The 18,050-nt window shown below is 67.1% G+C and carries 13 protein-coding genes; 7 read left to right on the top strand and 6 right to left on the bottom strand.

All coding sequences use genetic code 11. The annotated features are described in order from the left end of the window. The first annotated feature begins 12 nt into the window (after window positions 1–12). Window positions 13–660 carry a response regulator gene (locus tag AC3DEZ_RS13225; RefSeq protein WP_488388630.1) on the top strand — a complete coding sequence of 216 codons (648 nt, stop codon included), beginning with the start codon at window positions 13–15 and terminating at the stop codon, window positions 658–660. A 107-nt stretch (window positions 661–767) separates the two neighbouring features. On the opposite strand, the gene rne is transcribed toward AC3DEZ_RS13225, so the two are convergent. Continuing rightward, window positions 768–3,926, bottom strand: a complete 3,159-nt coding sequence (rne, locus tag AC3DEZ_RS13220; RefSeq protein WP_488388629.1) for a ribonuclease E — start codon at window positions 3,924–3,926, stop codon at window positions 768–770. A 409-nt stretch (window positions 3,927–4,335) separates the two neighbouring features. On the opposite strand from rne, the gene AC3DEZ_RS13215 reads away from it, so the two are divergent. Next, window positions 4,336–5,325 carry an RluA family pseudouridine synthase gene (locus tag AC3DEZ_RS13215; RefSeq protein WP_488388628.1) on the top strand — a complete coding sequence of 330 codons (990 nt, stop codon included), beginning with the start codon at window positions 4,336–4,338 and terminating at the stop codon, window positions 5,323–5,325. Window positions 5,326–5,343: 18 nt separating this feature from the next. Here the strand turns inward: AC3DEZ_RS13215 and AC3DEZ_RS13210 are convergent, their stop codons facing one another. Genes AC3DEZ_RS13210 through AC3DEZ_RS13200 form a run of 3 tightly spaced genes read right to left on the bottom strand, consistent with a single transcriptional unit; the run spans window position 5,344 to window position 6,579 of the window. Continuing rightward, entirely contained in the window at window positions 5,344–5,808 is a 465-nt protein-coding gene (locus AC3DEZ_RS13210) for a hypothetical protein (RefSeq protein ID WP_488388627.1), read from the bottom strand. A gap of 7 nt (window positions 5,809–5,815) precedes the next feature. Continuing rightward, window positions 5,816–6,229, bottom strand: a complete 414-nt coding sequence (locus AC3DEZ_RS13205) for an energy transducer TonB (RefSeq protein ID WP_488388626.1) — start codon at window positions 6,227–6,229, stop codon at window positions 5,816–5,818. Further along, window positions 6,229–6,579 carry a 4a-hydroxytetrahydrobiopterin dehydratase gene (locus AC3DEZ_RS13200; protein ID WP_488388625.1) on the bottom strand — a complete coding sequence of 117 codons (351 nt, stop codon included), beginning with the start codon at window positions 6,577–6,579 and terminating at the stop codon, window positions 6,229–6,231. The genes AC3DEZ_RS13205 and AC3DEZ_RS13200 overlap by 1 nt, the downstream gene beginning before the upstream one ends. Window positions 6,580–6,670: 91 nt before the next feature. Here AC3DEZ_RS13200 and AC3DEZ_RS13195 point away from each other — a divergent pair, with 91 nt between their 5' ends. Both AC3DEZ_RS13195 and AC3DEZ_RS13190 read left to right on the top strand, forming a co-directional pair. Further along, a complete protein-coding gene (locus AC3DEZ_RS13195) occupies window positions 6,671–7,267 on the top strand; it encodes an NfuA family Fe-S biogenesis protein (protein ID WP_488388624.1) in 597 nt (198 codons plus the stop codon). A 15-nt stretch (window positions 7,268–7,282) separates the two neighbouring features. After that, window positions 7,283–8,929: a hypothetical protein gene (locus tag AC3DEZ_RS13190; protein ID WP_488388623.1), complete on the top strand. Its 1,647-nt coding sequence runs from the start codon at window positions 7,283–7,285 to the stop codon at window positions 8,927–8,929. Window positions 8,930–9,090: 161 nt separating this feature from the next. Here the strand turns inward: AC3DEZ_RS13190 and AC3DEZ_RS13185 are convergent, their stop codons facing one another. Together AC3DEZ_RS13185 and AC3DEZ_RS13180 are read right to left on the bottom strand one after the other, a co-directional pair. Continuing rightward, on the bottom strand, window positions 9,091–9,546 hold the full coding sequence (locus tag AC3DEZ_RS13185) for a c-type cytochrome (protein ID WP_488388622.1): 456 nt from the start codon (window positions 9,544–9,546) through the stop codon (window positions 9,091–9,093). A 5-nt stretch (window positions 9,547–9,551) separates the two neighbouring features. Beyond that, window positions 9,552–9,959, bottom strand: coding sequence for a c-type cytochrome (locus tag AC3DEZ_RS13180; RefSeq protein ID WP_488388695.1), 408 nt, complete (start codon window positions 9,957–9,959; stop codon window positions 9,552–9,554). A gap of 292 nt (window positions 9,960–10,251) precedes the next feature. Here AC3DEZ_RS13180 and AC3DEZ_RS13175 point away from each other — a divergent pair, with 292 nt between their 5' ends. The 3 genes from AC3DEZ_RS13175 to AC3DEZ_RS13165 are packed head-to-tail and all read left to right on the top strand — an operon-like array spanning window position 10,252 to window position 18,004. Further along, window positions 10,252–11,388 (top strand): efflux RND transporter periplasmic adaptor subunit, encoded by a 1,137-nt coding sequence (locus AC3DEZ_RS13175; protein ID WP_488388621.1) that lies wholly within the window; start codon window positions 10,252–10,254, stop codon window positions 11,386–11,388. Next, window positions 11,385–14,900, top strand: a complete 3,516-nt coding sequence (locus AC3DEZ_RS13170) for an efflux RND transporter permease subunit (RefSeq protein ID WP_488388620.1) — start codon at window positions 11,385–11,387, stop codon at window positions 14,898–14,900. The genes AC3DEZ_RS13175 and AC3DEZ_RS13170 overlap by 4 nt, the downstream gene beginning before the upstream one ends. Beyond that, window positions 14,897–18,004, top strand: a complete 3,108-nt coding sequence (locus AC3DEZ_RS13165; RefSeq protein WP_488388619.1) for an efflux RND transporter permease subunit — start codon at window positions 14,897–14,899, stop codon at window positions 18,002–18,004. The genes AC3DEZ_RS13170 and AC3DEZ_RS13165 overlap by 4 nt, the downstream gene beginning before the upstream one ends. Window positions 18,005–18,050 lie beyond the last annotated feature (46 nt).

The raw sequence follows: 18,050 nt of genomic DNA, 5'->3' as shown, positions 1-18,050 counted from the left end.
AGGGGAAGTGGCATGACGATTCGAGTATTCCTGATCGACGATCACGCGCTGGTGCGTACCGGCATGCGGATGATCCTCGCGCAGGAAACCGATCTGGAAGTAGTGGGCGAAGCGGAAAGCGGTGAGCAAGCCCTGCCGCTGATCCGCAAACTCAAGCCCGATGTGGTGCTGTGCGATCTTCATTTGCCCGGCTACAGCGGGCTCGAGGTGACCGAGCGCGTCGTGCGCGGCGATCAGGACACCCGGGTGATCATCGTATCGGTGCTGGAAGACGGCCCGCTGCCCAAGCGCCTGCTGGAAGCCGGCGCGTCCGGTTATCTGGGCAAGGGAGGCGACGCGCAGGAACTGATCCGGGCGGTGCGTGACGTGGCGCGCGGCAAGCGTTATCTGGGCAGCAGCGTCGCCCAGAATCTGGCGCTGCTCAACGTAACCGGAGATGGTTCACCCTTCGATGCGCTGTCGCCGCGTGAACTGGAGGTCGCCATGCTGCTGATCCAGGGCCTGCGCCAGGAAGAGATCGCCAAGCGGTTGAGCCTCAGCGCCAAGACCGTCAACACCCACAAGACGCGCCTGTTCGAGAAGGCGGGTGTCAGCGACAACATCGCGCTGGCGCGTCTGGCGGCGCAGTACGGCTTGCTGGACCCGGCACGCGCGCTGTAGTCGTTCCGGGCCGGCGAGCGTCTGGCCGACCTACGCGTTGCTTGTTTGCGGACAAAAGAAAACCGGCTGTCACCAGCCGGTTTCCTGTCACGCATGCACGCCCGGGTTCAGGCGCTGCGTTCGCTTTCCGGATGGTCCGGATCCGCGGGCTTGTCGTCGTCGTTGTGCGCAACGTCCGCGGAAGCTTCCGATGCGGTCGGCTTGGGCGCGGCGACCGGTTCGAACAGGCCTCGTGTCACCGAAGGCGGCGTGTCGGCATCCAGCGCGAAGAACAGCGAACCGGTGGTTCCACGTGCCGGCGCGGCGGGCGCCGCCGGCTTGGCGGCCGGGATGGCCGTCGTGGATTCGCCCGTGACCGCTTCCTGTTCGGCCACCGCCTCATCCGCGTCGGCAACCGGCACCGTCATCGCCGCGGTCTCCGCCGGAGCGGAGGAGGACACGTCCCCGGGACCGTTCGCAGCGATGGCGGGCACCGCGGTTTCCACCATGTCCTGCTGCGCGGTCTGGACCGCTTCGCTACCGATCCGGGCTTCCTGCTTCACGGTGTCGGCGATGTCGGCTCGCGCCAGCGCGCTCTCCGCCACGGCGGCGACCTCGGTCCGGGCTTCGGCAATGACTTCCGGCGATGCCGCGACCGGTTCGGGAGTCGTCACCGCGACTGCCGCCGTCGGGACAGGCTTGTCCGCGACGGGTGCTGCCGGTGCCGGTGTTTCCACGACCGGAGCGACCGCTGCCGGGGAGGCAGGGCGGATGTTCTCCGATGCGCGAACCGGGGCCGCAGCCCGTGACGGCTCTTCATCATCGAAGTCGAATTCCGGCTGCGAACGATGCGCGATCACGTCCTGTTCTTCACCCGCTTCCGGGAAATCGTCGCCCGCCTGTTCGTCGGTCGACAGCGCGCCTTCGCCATTGCCACGACGACGACGACGACCGCCACGGCGGCCGCGACGGCGGCGACCGGTGCCTTCACCGGCGTCCGCCGAGGCAGTCTCGCCTTCGTCGGCGACGGCGGCCGGGGCGGTGACGTCGGTGGCCTTTTCCGGGGTGTCGGCGTCGACGGGGACCGGCGATTGCGCGGGGCGCGGCGTTTCCACGATGTTGACCGCGACAGCGGCGATCCTGGTCACATCGGCCTCGGCGGGCGCCGGCGCGACCGGTTCCTGCTTCGGCGCCTGCGGTTGGGCCTGCTGTGGCTTCTGTGCCTGCTGCTGAGCAGGCTCGTTACGCGGCTTCTGCTGCTGGCCCTGCTGCTGACGAGGGGCCTGGGGTTGTTGCTGCTTCTGCTTCGGCTGCTGCTGCGCCTGCTTCTGGGGCTGTTCGGCGCGAGGCTTCTGCTGGGCATTCTGCTGATTCTGGCCACCGGCGTTCTGCTGGCCCTTGCCACGGCCTTCTTCGCGCCGCTGCTGCCCGTTGCCGCCACGGCCGCCCTGGTTCTGTTGCTGGCGGTTGTCGCGGCGTGCGTTGCGATCATTGCGTTCGTTGCGCTGCTGGCGACCGTCCTGTGGGCGCGGTTGCGGCGCGGGGACCGGCGTGCTCTCGGCACCGACCAGGCGCTTGAGCCAGCCGAACAGCCCACCGGACGCGGGCGTCGCGACGGGAGCGGGCGCCGGCGCGGGAGCGACCAGAGCAGGAGCGGGCGCCTCGCGTTCCTCGCGGATCGGGGCAGGCTGCGAATGCTTCACATGGGTCACCGCGGGTGCGGCCGGAATGTTCAGCTGCGCCTTGGTCAGCGCATGCACAGGCAACTTGCGAGGAGTACCGCGCTGATAGCTGGGCTTGGTGGTTTCCTCGCCCAGCTCGTTCTCGCGGACGCGAGTGACTTCGTAGTGCGGGGTATGCAGCGCCTCATCGGCGACGATGATGATCGGCGCGTCGTGACGGGTCTCGATCTCGCGCAGCGCGCCACGCTTCTCGTTGAGCAGGAAGTTGGCGATTTCCACCGGCGCCTGCACCAGGACCTGCCCGGTGTTCTCCTTCATCGCGTGCTCTTCGGCCACGCGGATGATGGACAGCGACAGCGACTCCACGCTGCGCATGCGGCCATGGCCGTCGCAGCGCGGGCAGACGATCTGGCTGGACTCGCCCAGCGACGGACGCAGGCGCTGGCGGCTCATTTCCATCAGGCCGAAGCGCGAGATGCGGCCCAACTGGACGCGGGCGCGGTCGTACTTCAGCGCGTTCTGCAGGCGGTTCTCGACTTCGCGCTGGTGCTTGTTGCTCGACATGTCGATGAAGTCGATGACCACCAGGCCGCCCAGGTCGCGCAGGCGCAGCTGGCGGGCCACTTCCTCGGCCGCTTCCAGGTTGGTGTGGAACGCGGTTTCCTCGATGTCGCCGCCCTTGGTGGCGCGCGCCGAGTTGACGTCGATGGCGGTCAGCGCTTCGGTCTGGTCGACCACGATGGAGCCGCCGGAGGGCAGGCGGACATTGCGTTCATACGCGCCCTCGATCTGGGATTCGATCTGGAAGCGGTTGAACAGCGGGATGTCGTCCTTGTAATGCTTGAGCTTGCGCAGGCTCTGCGGCATCACCTGCTGCATGAATTCGTTCGCGGTCTCGTACAGTTCCTCGGTGTCGACCAGGATTTCACCGATGTCGGCACGCAGGTAGTCGCGCAGGGCGCGCACGATCAGGCGCGACTCCTGGTAGATCAGGAACGGTGCCGGCTTGGTCAGCGCAGCCTCGGCAATCGCCTTCCAGACCTGCAGCAGGTAGTCCAGGTCCCACTGCAGTTCCTCGGCGTCGCGGCCGACGCCGGCGGTGCGGATGATCACCCCCATGTCGTCGGGGATGGCCAGCGAGTCCATGGCCTTCTTCAGCTCGGCACGATCGTCGCCCTCGATGCGGCGGGACACGCCGCCGGCGGTGGGCGAATTCGGCATCAGCACCATGTAACGGCCGGCCAGGGAGATGAAAGTGGTCAGGGCGGCGCCCTTGTTGCCGCGCTCGTCCTTGTCCACCTGGACGACGACTTCCTGGCCTTCGCGCAACAGTTCGCGCAGGCCGGCCTTGTTGTGGTCGACCCCGGCCTGGAAATAGTCGCGGGAGATTTCCTTCAGTGGCAGGAAGCCGTGGCGGTCTGCGCCGTAATCGACGAAAGCGGCTTCGAGAGAGGGTTCGAGCCGGGTGATGCGGCCCTTGTAGATGTTGGACTTCTTCTGTTCTTTCGACGGCTGTTCGATATCGATGTCGTAAAGGGTCTGGCCGTCCACGATGGCGACGCGCAGTTCTTCGGCCTGCGTCGCATTGATCAACATGCGTTTCATTGTTTGCGTTCCTCGCGCGCTACTACCGCGCGGAACGCCGTGGCGTTTCGCCTCTGGAACGGTGCTCCGTCCCTTGCGCACGCGCAGCGGGGCGGGTTGGGTTTCCAGCGCTACGACACCACGGCACGCCGCGGGAGCGCTTCTTACTATGTGTTACGGGCCGGCGGCAGCTTCCCAACCAGTGGTGGCGCCGCACGGGACATGTTCAGCAACGGGCGCCGTCACGCGTCCGGCGGTATCCGGGTTCGCCAGCAAGCCGCTAACATGGCCGCCCCTGGGGCGGTGGCTGCGCGCCTGCCGGAATCGCGAGGAGCCGGGCTTCTGGCCCACGGCTTGCTTCCAAGCCGACAACTCCCTGCGAAATCAAACCCTTATCTCGCCCGCCGAGTGTAACAGAATAATAGTGACCATGACCGCTCCGCCCCCCGCCTCGTCGCCCCCCGCAGGAACCAAAGCCACCGTTCGCCTGGTCAGGGTTCCGGAAGATCGGGGAGGACAGCGGCTGGACAACTTCCTGCTGGGCCAGCTGAAAGGGGCGCCGCGAAGTCTTGTCTACAAGCTGGTCAGGAGCGGGCAGGTCCGGGTGAACGGCGGTCGGGCCAAGGCGGAAAGGAAGCTGGAAGCGGGTGATGAAGTCCGGATTCCCCCCGTCAATCTCACCGAAGTCGGAGACAAATCACCGCCGCCGTCGGGATTCCTGCAGCGGATGGAGGCGGCGATCGTGTTCGAGGACGCGCGCCTGCTGGTCATCAACAAGCCTTCGGGCGTCGCCAGCCATGGCGGCAGCGGCATCAGCCACGGCGCCATCGAGACCATGCGCGCGCTGCGGCCCGGACAGACGCTGGAACTGGTGCACCGCCTGGACCGTGACACGTCCGGACTGCTCATCATGGCGAAAAAACGCTCCGCGTTGTCCGAGCTCCAGGCCCTGATGCGCGAGAACGACAGCGACGAAGGGCGGGGCATCGAGAAGCGCTATCTGACCCTGTTGGTCGGACGGATGCCCGATGGCGTGATGAGCGTGGACGCGCCGCTGCATGTCGGGCTGCGCCAGGGAGGGGAGCGCCACGTCCAGGTGAATCCCGCCGGAAAGGCGTCCCTGAGCCATTTCCGCGTGCTGGAGAGGCGCGGTGGCCATTCCTTTTGCGAAGTGATCATCGAGACCGGTCGCACCCACCAGATCCGCGTGCATGCGCAGCATCTGGGCCATCCGGTGGCCGGGGACGACAAGTACGGCGATCCTGCGGCCAACAAGCGCCTGCGCGATCAAGCCGGGCTGAAGCGGCTGTTTCTGCATGCTGCGTCGCTGGAATTCGCGCTGGACGGTGGCAAGACGCCCTATCTGCTCAACGCGCCGCTGGCGCCGGAATTGGCGGATGTGCTGAACCGGCTTGGCTGAGCCATGCCCGAACCGCCCTCAGTGCTGCGGCACGAGGCGCTGTTCGCCGACCACATGCAATTGCGGACGCTCGGCGCGCACGGTGACCTGCGTGGGCAGGCCTGCGGGCAGGGTGAGCATGAGGTCCGCCTGCGAATAGGCAATGCAGCAGCGGGGTTCGAACGGAGTGGCGGTGTTGGAAACCAGGGGAATGACGATCTGCAGGTCATCCTCGGCTCGCCATGCGCGGATATCCGCCGCGTTCACGCGTTCCAGTTCGTCGTGGCGCACCGTCACCACCACCCGCAGGGTCTGCCCGTCGACGATGGACACCTGCATGTCGCCGGCACGCGCATCCGCCGGAATCGAATCCGCGGCCGCGACCTGCGCATCGACGCGGACAGGCAGGTAACGCAAGGGCGCCGGAGTCTCCGGTGGCGGAGGCAGCGGCAGTTCGGCGGGCTGGGCCTGGGCAAAAGCCCATGCGAGCAACAGCTTCAGCAATGCGGGTTCATCCCTGGCGCTGCGAATCCAGCGCGAAACACTGGTTCGGGCGTTCCTGCGGCGGGGTGAAATTCACCGGCACCTGGATGGTCTGGCTGACCGGCTGGCCGTTGCGGGTGGCGGCCTTGAACTGCCAGCCGTGCACCGCCTTCCGGGCGGCCTCATCGAGTGCCGGTTGGCCGCTGCTCTTGAATACACCGATCTCGGTCGGGATGCCTTCGATGCCGACCACCACCTTCAGTGTGGAGACGCCGCCGATGCCGGCGCAGGCCAGTTCAATCGGATAGTCCGGAGGCGGGGTATGCACCGCCGCGAGTTCGGTCGGTGCCGCGACCGGGGCCGCGGACGTGCCCGAACCGCCGCAGGCCACCAGGGCAACCGCCAGCAGGGAGCAAGAAGCCAGCAGGAAAAGAGGTTTCATCACGGTCCTCCGGTGGCCAGCGCTTCGGCCTTGGCCGCGCAGATGAAGTCGTTTTCGCTGAGTCCGCCGACATCATGGGTCGAGTAGCGGACCACTGCGCGGTTGTAATGTACGCCCAAATCGGGATGGTGATCCTCGCGATGCGCGATGTACGCCAGCGCGTTCACGAACGCCATGGTTTCGTGGTAGTTGGCGAACGCGAAGGTCTTGCACAGGGCATGGCCATCCTCGACCAGTTCCCAGCCGGGCAGTTCCGGCATCAATTCGGCGATGCGGGCCTGGCCCAGCTTGTGTTCGCCGCCACGCAGGGGCACGCAATGGGCCTGGGCGAGGGGGATCAGGTCGTTCATGGGTCCTCCGGAAGGCCGGTCCGCTGAACGCCGGCACACGTTACGATGATCCGGACGGGCAACCCCCGGCCGGAACGCTAGAATACCCCGCATGATCCAGATTTCCGACAGCGCACAGGCCCATTTCCGCAAACTGATCGAGCGCGAGGCGCTGCCCGGGCTCGGCGTCCGGCTGAGTGCGATGAACGCCGGCACCCCGCGCGCGGATGCGCGTCTGGAGTTCGCCGAACCGCGTGATCTGGCCGGTGACGAGTGGGCGGTGGATTGCGATGGGTTCACCGTGTACGTGGACGCGGCCAGCGTGGCCTGGCTGGACGGTGCCGAGATCGACTACGTCTACCAGGGTGCGAGCACCCAGCTCACCATCAAGGCGCCGAAGATCAAGGGCGAGGCACCGACCGACTCGGCTTCGCTGGTCGAGCGTGTGCGCTGGGTGGTGGAGAACGAGATCAATCCGCAGCTGGCCCAGCACAAGGGCAAGGTGGCGGTGGAGCAGGTGACCGGTGATGGCGTGGTCTACCTGCGCTTCGGCGGCGGTTGCCACGGCTGCGGGATGGCCGACGTGACCCTGAAGCAGGGCATCGAGAAGACCCTGGTCGCACGCGTGCCCGGCGTGACGGCGGTGCGTGACGCCACCGATCACGAAACGGGTGCGGCTCCCTATATTCCCCGCGGCAACGCGGCCTGACGCAGTCCCGCGCCGGTGACGAGAGCCGCCGAACTCATCATCCAGGCGCTGTTGCCGCGCAAGGCGGCCCCGATGCTCGAGCGTCATACCGGCCTGCCGTATGGCTGGGGCCTGTGGCTGCGCGCACTGCCCGAACGCCTGGGCATCATCAGCCGCGACAAATCCGAAGCCATCGTGTCGGATCTGGCGGCGCGCCCGCCGCCTCCACCGGGACCCATCGCCCCGACGCTGGGGTTCTGGCGTGGTTTGCGCTCGCTGTTCTACCAGGATTGGGACCCGCCGCCGCGCGAGGAACGCGGCCTGCGCTGGCTGGCGGGCTCCACCACTCTGCTGATGCATCTGCTGTTCGTGCTGCTGCTGCTCTGGGTGGCGGTCGTGCGGTTGCCGCCGCTGCCCGCCGACGCGGGTGACAGCAGTCGCGTGCAGGTGGAATTCGTCGGTCGCGGCACGCCCGAGGAAGTCGGTGGTGGCGCGCCGCAGGCGACGGCTTCACCGGCGGAGGCCGCATCGGGCGGCGAGGCCGACTCGCAGGAAGCCAGTGCGGTTCCGACGCCCCGGCGGATGCCGGAGATCGTGCCGCCATCGCCGACCCTGGCGACCGAGTCGCCGCAGGTCCGCGAGCGCGAGGTCAGCGAACCCGCGCCACAGGCACCGCAACCGCTCCAGGTGACCGAGACGCCGGAACCGACCCGTGCTTACGTGTTGCCGCCACCCAACCTGCGGCGCGATCCGGTCACCGCGCCGACCATCACGCCACGCGAGATGAGCGTGCCGCAGCGTGAGGTCACCGTGCTGGAGACGCCGACCATGCCGCGCGTGAACTCCGAGCGTGGCATCGTCACGCCGCAGCTGACCCGGCCGGTGCCGCTGGTGCAGGAGCGCGAGATCGCCGCGCCACTGCCGCAGGTGCGTACTTCCCAGGTTCCCACCCGGGTGGCGCCGATCCGGGATCTGCAACGCCCGGCGCCGGGCGTGCGCGAACGCGAGATTGCCGCGCCGAGCACCACGACCACGACGGGCACCGCCGCGACGGCGAGCACGCCGGCTCCGAGTGTTTCGCGCGACAGTGGTAGCGGCTCGCAGGCCGCCACGCCTTCGAATGCCTCCGGCGTGCAACCGGGTGCGACCCGTTCCGGACCCGCACAGACCGACCGCAGTGGTGGTTGGGCGACCCCGCAACGCGGCGATGACTGGGGTGCCTCGCGGCGCAACGTGGCGGGTGACAGCGGAGCCAACGCGGGACAGAAGCCGGGCTTGTTCAACGCCGATGGCAGCGTGCGCGCGCCGACAGGCGCTGGCGGCAGTGGTCCGGCCACCGCCGACCGTGGCGCGCCGGGCGGCGGAAACGATCAATGGACGCGCGAGAAGATCGACAGCTCCGGCACCTGGCTGCAACGGGCGCCCTACGACTACGAACCGACCAGTTTCGACAAGTATTGGGTTCCGAACGAGTCGCTGCTGGCCGAATGGGTCCGGCGCAACATCCGCGAGGCGGTCATACCGATTCCGGGCACCGGCAAGAAGCTCCGCTGCGTGGTGTCGGTCCTGCAGTTGGGAGGAGGCTGCGGCCTGTTCGATCCCAATCTCAACGAACAGCCGGCGTCGGCGCGCCCGCCGCCGGAGATTCCGACCAAGCGCACACCGATTCCCACCGATTCCTGAGCTCGAACGTCCGGATCCGGCGCGTGTGCCCGAGGGAAGCGTCGTGCGGCACGGTTACGGGTGGGCCCGCGCGCATCTGACTACCGTTGGCCGCAAGCAAAAAAAGAAACGGAGCCTTGCGGCTCCGTCTCCGACGAAGATGTTTTCCTGCCGCGGCTCTTTCAGTGCACGCCGTGCAGATCGCGCAGCTTGGATTCGCGCGAGCCGAAGTAGGCAGCCAGGTCCGAGATGTCCTGATCGCTCAGGCCGGCGGCCTGCGGGGACATCAGGGCATGCTGGCGATCGCCGGCGCGATAGGCCTGCAGCGCGTGCGCGATGTAATCGGCGTACTGACCCCCCAGCTTGGGGTAGGTGCCGTCGATGGGCGCATTGCCTTCCGCGCCGTGGCAATCGATACAGCTCTGGCCGGTGGCCTTGCCCTTGGCGTTGGCCAATTGCTCGCCGGCGGCGATGCGGCCCGCCGGCAGGCCGGCGGAGGAACTGGAACCGTGCTCACCGCTGGCGTGGCCGGGGTCGGCGGCGGCGGTCTCGTTGGTTTCCACCTTGGAACATGCCGCCAGGGCGATGGCGGCGAGCAGGGCGATGGCTAGACGCTGGGCGTGCTTGGCGTTGGGCATGGCGATTACTTGACCGTGGAAAGGAAGGCGGCGATGTCGGCGATGTCCTGATCCGAGAAGCTTTCGGACTGCGCCTGCATGGTCGGGTGCTTGCGGGCTCCCTTCTTGTACTCGGTCAGCGCATTGACCAGATACTCCGCCGACTGGCCGCCGATGCGGGGCACGTGGTAGTTCGGGTAGGCGTTCTTGTAGCCGGTGATGCCGTGGCAACCCTGGCAGGTGTAGGTCAAGGTCCGGCCCTTGTCGGCGTTGCCGGTGACCGGCGCGGCAGCAGGGGCGACGGGAGCGGGGGCCGCCGCGGCCACAGCGGGAGCCGGCGCGGGGGCCGCTTCGCTGGTGGGGGTCTGGGCGGTCAGGGCCAGCGGCAGGGCAGCGGCCAAGGCAAGGCAAGCGGCGAGCGGAAGCGGTCGCATCATGTCGTTAATCCGGGACTCTCATTTGCGCGCGCCGCGTCCAACCGCAGCGCTTGGCTCCGCGGAGTATAACGTTAACGTCACGAATGCCGCCATCCGCCGGACGGTCACGCCGGTGCCGCATCGCCGATGCACCCTTGGCGGCAACCGATCACCGGCCGCGCCGCGCGCGCCATCGCCGCAAAAGCGGCCATTACGGATGCTCGTCACCATGACCTTCGGCGCATGATTCCGGCTGAATGGGTGATATACCTTCATACAACACCTAAACAACACCACCACGGTCCACCCCATGTCCCGAGCCCACCCCCAATCCGGCCGCTCCCATCTGCGCCTGGCCATGCTGCCTGTCCTCTGCGGCATGCTCGTGCTGTCAGCCTGCAAGGGCGGCGGCCCCGCGCCCGAAGCCCAGGCCAAGAACGGGGCGGAGGCCAAGGCGGCCGACGCCGTGCCGGTGGAAGCCGTGGCGGCCAGCCGCCGCGCCGTGGCCGCCAGTTACACCGGCACCACCACCCTGGAACCACGCGCCGAGTCGCAGGTGGTCGCCAAGACCTCCGGCGTCGCGCTGGCCGTGATGGTCGAGGAAGGCCAGCACATCAGCGCCGGGCAGGCGCTGGTGCGGCTGGATCCGGATCGCGCGCGCCTGGCGGTGGCGCAGGCCGAGGCGCAGATGCGCAAGCTGGAAAACAACTACCACCGTGCCCGCCAGCTGGTCGATCAGCAGATGATCAGCGCCAACGACGTTGACCAGATCAAATTCGATCTGGAGAACGCGCGTGCGCAGTACAACCTGACCAAGCTGGAGCTTTCCTATACGACGGTGGTGGCGCCGATTTCCGGCACGATCGCGTCGCGTTCGATCAAGACCGGCAACTTCGTCCAGATCAACACGCCGATCTTCCGCATCGTCGACAACTCCAAGCTGGAAGCCACGCTCAACGTGCCCGAGCGCGAGCTGGCGACCCTCAAGGCCGGCCTGCCGGTCCTGTTGCAGGCCGACGCGTTGCCGGGCAAGACCTTCGAAGGCGTGGTCGATCGCGTCGCCAGTGTGGTGGATGCCGGCAGCGGCACCTTCCGGGTGGTCTGCGCGTTCGCCGACAAGACCCTGCAGCCGGGCATGTTCAGCCGCATCCGCATCGACTACGACCAGCGCGCCGACGCCTTGGTGGTGCCGCGCATCGCGCTGCTGGACGACGGTGATCCGGCGGTGTTCGTGGTCCGTGACGGCAAGGCCGCGCGCGTGCCGGTGAAGCTGGGCTATGTGGACGGCGAATGGCTCGAAGTGCGCGAGGGCCTGAAGCCGGGTGATCGTGTGGTCACCGCCGGCAAGGTCGCCCTGCGCGACGGCAGCGCCGTGCAGGTGATCGGCGACCCGGTGCCGAAGGCGGTCGCCGCGAAGGAGCCCGCCAAGGCCGGTAACAAGCAATGAGCGGTCCTTCCGACTCCAACGAATCCCAGCCGCAGGGGCGGTTGGGCGGTGGCCTGGTGGAGTTCTCCACCCGCCGCCGGGTGACCATCGCGATGATCACGGTCACCATGCTGCTGTTCGGCGCCATCGCCCTCGGCAGCCTGAAGGTCAACCTGCTGCCCGATCTGAGCTATCCCACCCTGACCGTGCGCACCGAATACACCGGTGCCGCGCCGTCGGAAATCGAGACCCTGATTTCCGAACCGGTCGAGGAAGCGCTGGGCGTGGTCAAGAACCTGCGCAAGCTCAAGTCCGTCTCGCGTACCGGCCAGAGCGACGTGGTGCTGGAGTTCGCCTGGGGCACGGACATGGACCAGGCGAGCCTGGAAGTCCGCGACAAGATGGAAGTGCTGCAGTTGCCATTGGAGGCCAAGGCGCCGGTGCTGCTGCGTTTCAATCCGTCCACGGAGCCGATCGTCCGCCTGGCACTGTCCAACAAGAACGCGCCGGCCAATGATGCCGACGCGGTGCGCCTGCTCACCGAGCTGCGCCGTTACGCCGACGACGATCTGAAAAAGAAGCTGGAGCCGGTCGAAGGCGTTGCCGCGGTCAAGGTCGGCGGCGGTCTGGAAGACGAAATCCAGGTGGACATCGATCAGCAGAAGCTGGCCCAGCTCAACCTGCCGATCGACAACGTCATCCAGCGCCTGCAGCAGGAGAACATCAACATCTCAGGCGGCCGCCTGGAAGAGGGCTCGCAGCGCTACCTGGTGCGGACGGTCAACCAGTTCGCCACGGTCAATGAAATCCGCGAGATGCTGATCACCGCGCAGACCAACGGTGGCAGCAGCGCCGCGCAGTCGGCGGCCGCGCAGATGGCGGCGATCGCGGCATCCACCGGTTCGGCGGCGGCGATGGCCGCGGCCGCCTCGGTGCAAAGCGCATCCTCGGGCGACACCAGTACCATCGCCGGCGGCATGGCGGTGCGCTTGAAGGACGTGGCCGAGATTCGCCAGGGTTACAAGGAGCGCGAGGCGATCATCCGCCTCGCCGGCAAGGAAGCGGTGGAACTGGCCATCTACAAGGAAGGCGACGCCAACACCGTGTCCACCGCCGATGCGGTCAAGAAGAAGCTGGAGGAATTGAAGGCGCAGGTTCCGCCGGACATCGAGCTGACCACCATCGAGGACCAGTCGCTGTTCATCGAGCATGCGATTGCCGACGTCAAGAAGGACGCGGTCATCGGCGGCATCCTGGCGATCCTGATCATCTTCATGTTCCTGCGCGACGGCTGGAGCACGTTCGTCATCAGCCTGTCGCTGCCGGTGTCGATCGTCACCACCTTCTTCTTCATGGGCCAACTGGGGCTGAGCCTCAACGTGATGTCGCTGGGCGGCCTGGCGTTGGCGACCGGCCTGGTGGTGGACGACTCCATCGTGGTGCTGGAGAGCATCGCCAAGGCACGTGAACGCGGGCTGGGCATCCTGCAGGCGGCGATCGTCGGCACCCGCGAAGTGAGCATGGCGGTGGTGGCGTCGACCCTGACCACCGTGGCGGTGTTCCTGCCGCTGGTGTTCGTGGAAGGCATCGCCGGGCAGCTGTTCCGCGATCAGGCGCTGACGGTGGCGATTGCCATCGCGATCTCGCTGGTGGTGGCGATGACGCTGATTCCGATGCTGAGCTCGCTCAAGGGACGTCCGCCGCTGGCGTTTCCGGAGGAAGCACCGCATCCGCGCTGGCAGCCGAAGTCGGCCTGGCAGCGGCCGTTCGCTTTCGTCGGCCATCTGATCGGGCTGGTGTTCCGTTCCGTGTTCTTCGGCATCGCCTGGCTCGTGGTGAAGGCGTGGCGTGGGCTGGTGGCCGTGGTCGGTCCGATCATGCGCACGATCAGCGATCTGGTGATGAAGCCGTACAACGGCGCCGAGCGGGCCTACCTGCGGCTGTTGCCGGCCTCGCTGGCGCGGCCCTGGCTGGTGCTGGGCTTCGCCGCCGCGGCGTTCGGATTGACCCTGCTGACGGTGCCGATGCTGGGTGCGGATCTGATTCCGCAGCTGGCCCAGGACCGCTTCGAGATGACGGTCAAGCTGCCGCCGGGCACGCCGCTGAAGGAAACCGACGCGCTGGTTCGCGAGCTGCAGGAAAAGCATGCCAAAGACGACGGCGTGCAGGCGCTGTACGGCGTCAGTGGCAGCGGTACCCGTCTGGATGCCAGCCCGACCGAGAGCGGCGAAAACATCGGCAAGCTGACGGTGGTGATGGCGGGTGGCGGCAGCGAGAAGATCGAGGCCGCGGAAACCGAGCGCCTGCGCGGCACCATGGCCTCGAAGGCCGGCGTGCAGGTGGACTTCGCCCGCCCCGAACTGTTCAGTTTCTCCACCCCGCTGGAAGTGGAGCTGCGCGGCCAGGATCTGGCGTCGATCGAGCAGGCCGGCCGCAAGCTGGCGGCGATGCTGCGCAACAATCCGCACTACGCCGACGTCAAGTCGACGGTGGAGGAGGGCTTCCCGGAAATCCAGATCCGCTTCGATCAGGAACGCGCCGGCGCGCTGGGCTTGACCACCCGCCAGATCGCCGACGTGGTGGTGAAGAAGGTGCGCGGTGAAGTGGCGACCCGGTACAGCTTCCGCGATCGCAAGATCGACGTGCTGGTGCGCGCGCAGGAAACCGATCGCGCCAGCGTGGAGAGCATCCGCCGTCTGATCGTCAACCCCGGCAGCAGCCGGCCGGTGACCCTGGACGCGGTCGCCGACGTCGTGTCGACCACCGGCCCCAGCGAGATCCACCGCACCGATCAGATCCGGGTGGCGATCGTGTCGGCCAACCTGCGCGACATCGATCTGGGCGGCGCCGTCGCCGAGGTCCGCGACATGGTGGCCAAGGAACCGCTGGGCGCGGCCATCGGCATGCACATCGGCGGCCAGGGCGAGGAACTGGCCGAGTCCGTGCGCTCGCTGCTGTTCGCGTTCGCGTTGGCGGTGTTCCTGGTCTACCTGGTGATGGCCTCGCAGTTCGAGTCGTTGCTGCACCCGTTCGTCATCCTGTTCACCATCCCGCTGGCCCTGGTCGGCGCGGTGCTGGCACTGCTGATGACGCGCTCTCCGGTGTCGGTGGTGGTGTTCATCGGTCTGATCCTGCTGGTCGGCCTGGTGGTGAAGAACGCGATCATCCTCATCGACAAGGTGAACCAGTTGCGCGAGGCCGGAGTGGCCAAGCGCGAGGCCTTGATCGAGGGTGCGCGTTCCCGCCTGCGGCCGATCGTGATGACCACGCTGTGTACCCTGTTCGGCTTCCTGCCGCTGGCGGTGGCGCCGCTGTTCGGCAGTCCGGGCGCGGAAGTGCGTTCACCGATGGCCATCACCGTGATCGGCGGCCTGCTGGTGTCGACCCTGCTGACCCTGCTGGTGATTCCGGTGGTCTACAACCTGCTGGATCGCCGCGCCGATGACTACTACCTGGAGCGCGGACGTCGCAACCGCGCTTCGGTCGAAGGCATCGATGGTGAAGGCGGCCAGGCCGCCGCGGAGCACGCATGAGCGTCGCCGAGTTCAGCATCAAGCGGCCGGTCACGACGGTCATGTTCTTCGTGTCCTTGTTCGTGATCGGCATGATCGCGGCGATCCGGCTGCCGCTGGAAGCGTTCCCGGACGTGTCGCCGCCTTTCATCATGGTGCAGTTGCCGTATACCGGCTCGACCCCGGAAGAGGTCGAGCGCACGGTGCTGCGGCCGGTCGAGGAAACCCTCTCGACCATGACCGGCATCAAGCGGATGGACAGCTCCGCGCGTTCGGATGGCGCCAACATCTTCATCCAGTTCTCGGACTGGAACCGCGACGTGGCCATCGCCGCCTCGGAGGCGCGCGAGCGCATCGACGCCATCCGGGACGACCTGCCGGATGACCTCCAGCGCTATTTCGTCTTCAAATTCTCCACCACCGACGAACCGGTCCTCCGCGTACGCCTGGCCAGCACCACCGACCTGACCGGCGCGTACGACATGATCGACCGCGAGTTCAAGCGCCGGCTGGAACGCATTCCCGGCGTGGCCCGGGTCGAAGTGTCCGGCGCCCCGGCCAACGAAGTGGAAATCGCGATCGAACCGGATCGCCTGACCGCGCACAATCTCAGCCTCAACGAGCTGACGACTCGTCTGCAGGCGGTCAACTTCTCGGTCTCGGCCGGGCAGATCACCGACGGTGGCCGTCGCCTGCGCGTGCAGCCGGTCGGCGAGCTGGCCGACCTCGAGCAGTTGCGCGCGCTGGTGCTGAACAACAGCGGCCTGCGCCTGGGCGACATCGCCGAGGTCCGGCTCAAGCCGGCGCGGATGGACTATGGCCGGCGCCTGGATGGGCGCGCGGCGGTGGGCCTGGACATCTTCAAGGAACGCAACGCCAACCTGGTGGAAGTCTCCAGCGCGGCGCTGAAGGAAGTGGAAGCCATCCGCGAGAGTCCGGCGTTGAACGACGTGCAGGTGCTGGTGATGGACAACCAGGGCGACAACGTCACCTCCTCGCTGCTGAGCCTGGCCGAGGCCGGCGGCATCGGCCTGGTGCTGTCGATCGCGGTGCTGTTCTTCTTCCTGCGCCATTGGCCGTCCACGCTGATGGTGACCCTGGCGATTCCGATCTGTTTCGTGATGACTCTGGGCTTCATGTACTTCGCCGGCGTCACCCTGAACATCCTCAGCATGATGGGCCTGCTGCTGGCCGTCGGCATGCTGGTGGACAACGCGGTGGTGGTGGTGGAGAGCATCTACCAGGAACGCGAGCGGATGCCGGGCCAGCCGGTGCTGGCCTCGATCGTCGGCACCCGCCACGTCGCCATCGCGCTGTCCGCGGGCACGCTCTGCCACTGCATCGTGTTCGTGCCGACGATGTTCGGCGAACGCAACATGCTGAGCATTTTCCTGTCCCAGATCGCGATCACGATCTCGGTGTCGCTGCTGGCGTCGTGGCTGGTGGCGGTGAGCCTGATTCCGATGATCTCCGCGCGGCTGAAGACGCCACCGGCGGTCAGCAAGCCCGATGGCCTGATCCCGCGCATGCAGCGCCGCTACGCCGGCCTGCTGCGCTGGACACTGGCCCATCGCGGCTGGAGCGTGCTGGGCATCCTGCTGATCATCGCGGCCAGCGCGCTGCCGATGACCCAGATGAAGACCAACATGTTCGGCGGCGAGGACGCCGGCGAGACCCGCATCTTCTACCAGTGGAAGGGCGCCTACACCAAGGAGCAGATGTCGCAGGAAGTCGGCAAGATCGAGGCCTATCTGGAAGCCAACCGCAAGCGCTTCAAGATCACCCAGATCTACTCGTTCTTCAGCGAGCAGGGCTGGGGCGGCACCAACATCAAGCTCGACACCAAGGACATCACCGAAAGCAAGCAACTGGTCGATGCCATCCGCAAGGATCTTCCGAAGTCGGCGCGTGCCAATGTCGGCATCGGCGACCAGGGCGGTCCCGGCGGGGGCGGTGGCCAGCAGGCGCAGAGCGTGTCGGTGCAGCTGGTGGGCGACTCCACCCAGACCCTGACCGAACTGGCCAACGAGGTGGTGCCGATCCTGGCCAAGCGCAAGGAACTGACCGACGTACGCGTGAACAGCGGCGATCGCAACAGCGAACTGGCCGTGCGGGTGGATCGCGAGCGCGCGCTGGCGTTCGGTTTCAGCGCGCAGGAAGTGGGACGCTTCGTCGAATTGGCCTTGCGCGGCGCGCCGCTGCGCGAGTTCCGCCGGGGCGAGAACGAAGTGCCGGTCTGGGTGCGTTTCTCGGGCGCGGAGCACTACGGTTCCGAGGATCTTGAATCGTTCACCGTGCGCGCGCCGGATGGCCGTACGGTGCCGCTACTGGCGATGGTCGACGTCGCGATCAAGCCCTCGGCGAACGAGGTGCAGCGTTCCAATCGTCAGACCACGCTGACCATCCAGGCCAATCTGGCCGACAAGGTGTCGATGCCGGATGCCCGCAAGGCGATGGAGGACACCCTGAAGCCGTTGGCCTATCCGCCGGGTTACACCTACAGCTTCGATGGCGGTGGTTTCCAGGAAGATCAGGAAGCCATGCAGCAGATGATGTTCAACCTGCTGATCGCGCTGATCATGATCTACGTCGTGATGGCGGCGGTATTCGAGTCGCTGCTGTTCCCGTCGGCGATCATGAGCGGCGTGCTGTTCTCGGTGCTGGGCGTGTTCTGGCTGTTCTGGCTGACGGGAACCGAGTTCAACATCATGGCCTTCATCGGCATCCTGGTGCTGATGGGCGTGGTGGTGAACAACGGCATCGTGATGATCGAGCACATCAACAATCTGCGACGGCGCGGCATGTCCCGGACCGAAGCATTGGTGGAAGGCAGCCGCGAACGCCTGCGCCCGATCATGATGACGATGGGCACCGCGATCCTGGCGATGGTGCCGATCGCCATCAGCAACACCCAGCTGGCCGGCGATGGTCCGCCATACTTCCCGATGGCGCGCGCGATCGCCGGTGGCCTGGCGTTCTCGACCGTGGTCAGCCTGCTGTTCCTGCCGACCATCTACGCGATCCTCGACGATCTGCGCAGCGGCACGGTCCGGGCGCTCCGGCGTGCGCGTGGCAAGGGCGATGCGCCGGCGGCCGCCAGCCTGACTGCGTTGCATACGGAATAATGCAGACCGCACGGTTGACGGAAAAGCCGGCGCAAGCCGGCTTTTC

The sequence above is a fragment of the Pseudoxanthomonas sp. 134C1 genome (assembly GCF_057773065.1).
This window is presented reverse-complemented; position numbering and strand designations above follow the sequence as displayed.